The sequence below is a fragment of the Ectopseudomonas oleovorans genome (assembly GCF_003052605.1).
Lineage (GTDB): Bacteria > Pseudomonadota > Gammaproteobacteria > Pseudomonadales > Pseudomonadaceae > Aquipseudomonas > Aquipseudomonas oleovorans_A.
Genome location: NZ_QASO01000137.1, coordinates 1 through 2,532 on the forward strand (window position 1 = coordinate 1; position 2,532 = coordinate 2,532).

The window sequence follows — 2,532 nt, forward strand, 5'->3', positions numbered from 1 at the left end:
TCGACGTCGCTTTGATCGAAAAGCATTGGGATAGTCTGGTGCACCTGGCAGCCTCGGTCATGAGCGGACATGCCAGTGCGGTGGCAGCTCTTGCGCGGTTCGGTTCTGCCGCCCAGGGCGATCCAATCTATGAGGCTGGCGTGCAATTGGGGCGGTTGCTGCGTACGGCGTTTTTGGCTGACTACTTTGTCAAGGACGCTTTCAGGAACGAGTTGCGCCGGGTGCTCAATCGGGGCGAGGCTGTTAACGCCCTCAAGCGCGCCATTTATACCGGCCGGATCAGCCCGGCGCAGGCCAAACGTGTCGATGAAATGCAGGCTGTGGCCGATGCGTTGAGCCTGATGGCCAACATCGTGATGGCGTGGAATACCTCACAGATGCAGGCGGTCCTGGATCGCTGGTCGAACCGCCGCCAGGTCATTCCACCGGAACTGATCGGGAAGATTGCGCCCACCAGGCTGGAGAGCATCAACTTGCGGGGTGTGTTTCGCTTCCCGGTTGACCGCTATGCTGACCAAATCCTGCCTTCGCGGCCAAATGCATCGATAACTGGCACCAATGGATGAAACCGACCACGGTTTGACGCCACGAATCGCAGATTTGAAAGTGAACAGGAAAGTCAATGAAATCAACGATCTACCAACACCACCTCCGCGCCAGTGCTAGCTTTTCGTACCGTCACTTATTGCACTGAAAACGAGGAGACCCCATAATGTGCAATTTCAAGAAGGAGTTCCCATGGACCGCGTCATTCAATCGCCCGGCAAATATGTACAAGGGGCCGATGCACTGCAACGGCTGGGGGACTACCTCAAGCCGCTGGCGGACAGCTGGCTGGTGATTGCCGACAAGTTCGTGCTGGGCTTTGCCGAAGACACCATCCGCCAAAGCCTCAGCAAGGCCGGGCTGGCCATGGACATCGTCGCCTTCAACGGCGAATGCTCGCAAGGCGAGGTCGATCGCCTGTGCCAACTGACCACGCAAAACGGGCGCAGCGCCATCGTCGGCATTGGTGGCGGCAAGACGCTGGACACCGCCAAGGCCGTGGCTTTTTTCCAGAAAGTGCCCGTGGCCGTGGCGCCCACTATCGCCTCCACCGACGCGCCCTGCAGCGCGCTGTCGGTGCTCTACACCGATGACGGCGAATTCGACCGCTATCTGATGCTGCCCACCAACCCCGCCCTGGTGGTGGTGGACACCGCCATTGTCGCCCGTGCACCGGCGCGGCTGCTGGCGGCCGGCATTGGTGATGCCCTGGCCACCTGGTTCGAGGCGCGTGCCGCATCGCGCAGCAGCGCGGCCACCATGGCAGGCGGCCCGGCCACGCAGACCGCACTGAACCTGGCCAGGTTCTGCTACGACACCTTGCTGGAAGAGGGTGAAAAAGCCATGTTGGCCGTGCAGGCCCAGGTGGTGACGCCGGCGCTGGAGCGCATCGTCGAGGCCAACACCTACCTGAGCGGGGTGGGCTTTGAAAGCGGTGGCGTGGCCGCCGCCCACGCCGTGCACAACGGCCTGACCGCCGTGGCTGAAACCCACCACTTCTATCACGGCGAAAAAGTGGCGTTTGGCGTGCTGGTGCAACTGGCGCTGGAAAACGCCTCCAACGCGGAAATGCAGGAAGTGATGTCGCTGTGCCACGCCGTGGGCCTGCCCGTCACGCTGGCGCAGCTGGACATTACCGAAGACATCCCCGCCAAGATGCGCGCCGTGGCCGAGCTGGCCTGCGCCCCTGGCGAGACCATCCACAACATGCCCGGCGGCGTGACGGTGGAGCAGGTCTATGGCGCGTTGCTGGTGGCGGACCAGCTGGGGCAGCATTTTCGACGTCGCTTTGATCGAAAAGCATTGGGATAGTCTGGTGCACCTGGCAGCCTCGGTCATGAGCGGACATGCCAGTGCGGTGGCAGCTCTTGCGCGGTTCGGTTCTGCCGCCCAGGGCGATCCAATCTATGAGGCTGGCGTGCAATTGGGGCGGTTGCTGCGTACGGCGTTTTTGGCTGACTACTTTGTCAAGGACGCTTTCAGGAACGAGTTGCGCCGGGTGCTCAATCGGGGCGAGGCTGTTAACGCCCTCAAGCGCGCCATTTATACCGGCCGGATCAGCCCGGCGCAGGCCAAACGTGTCGATGAAATGCAGGCTGTGGCCGATGCGTTGAGCCTGATGGCCAACATCGTGATGGCGTGGAATACCTCACAGATGCAGGCGGTCCTGGATCGCTGGTCGAACCGCCGCCAGGTCATTCCACCGGAACTGATCGGGAAGATTGCGCCCACCAGGCTGGAGAGCATCAACTTGCGGGGTGTGTTTCGCTTCCCGGTTGACCGCTATGCTGACCAAATCCTGCCTTCGCGGCCAAATGCATCGATAACTGGCACCAATGGATGAAACCGACCACGGTTTGACGCCACGAATCGCAGATTTGAAAGTGAACAGGAAAGTCAATGAAATCAACGATCTACCAACACCACCTCCGCGCCAGTGCTAGCTTTTCGTACCGTCACTTATTGCACTGAAAACGAGGAGACCCC

The 2,532-nt window shown here is 60.9% G+C and carries 2 protein-coding genes and 1 pseudogene; all 3 read left to right on the forward strand.

What is annotated here, in order from left to right:
* The coding region (locus DBO86_RS24915) for a Tn3 family transposase (protein WP_146173233.1) at window positions 1-566 on the forward strand (566 nt) is incomplete at its 5' end.
* Between the two features lie 172 nt (window positions 567-738).
* The gene (gene gldA, locus DBO86_RS24920) at window positions 739-1,857 is read left to right on the forward strand and encodes a bifunctional L-1,2-propanediol dehydrogenase/glycerol dehydrogenase (RefSeq protein ID WP_108235166.1); all 1,119 of its coding nucleotides are present in this window, start codon (window positions 739-741) and stop codon (window positions 1,855-1,857) included.
* Window positions 1,826-2,389 (forward strand): annotated as a pseudogene (locus DBO86_RS24925) (Tn3 family transposase); the annotation flags it as partial. The gene gldA and the pseudogene DBO86_RS24925, both read left to right, overlap by 32 nt.
* Between the last annotated feature and the right edge of the window lie 143 nt (window positions 2,390-2,532).

Coding starts and splice junctions, on each gene's coding strand:
- gldA (WP_108235166.1), top strand. CDS start 739: ATGGACCGCGTCATTCAATCGCCCGGCAAATATGTACAAGGGGCCGAT.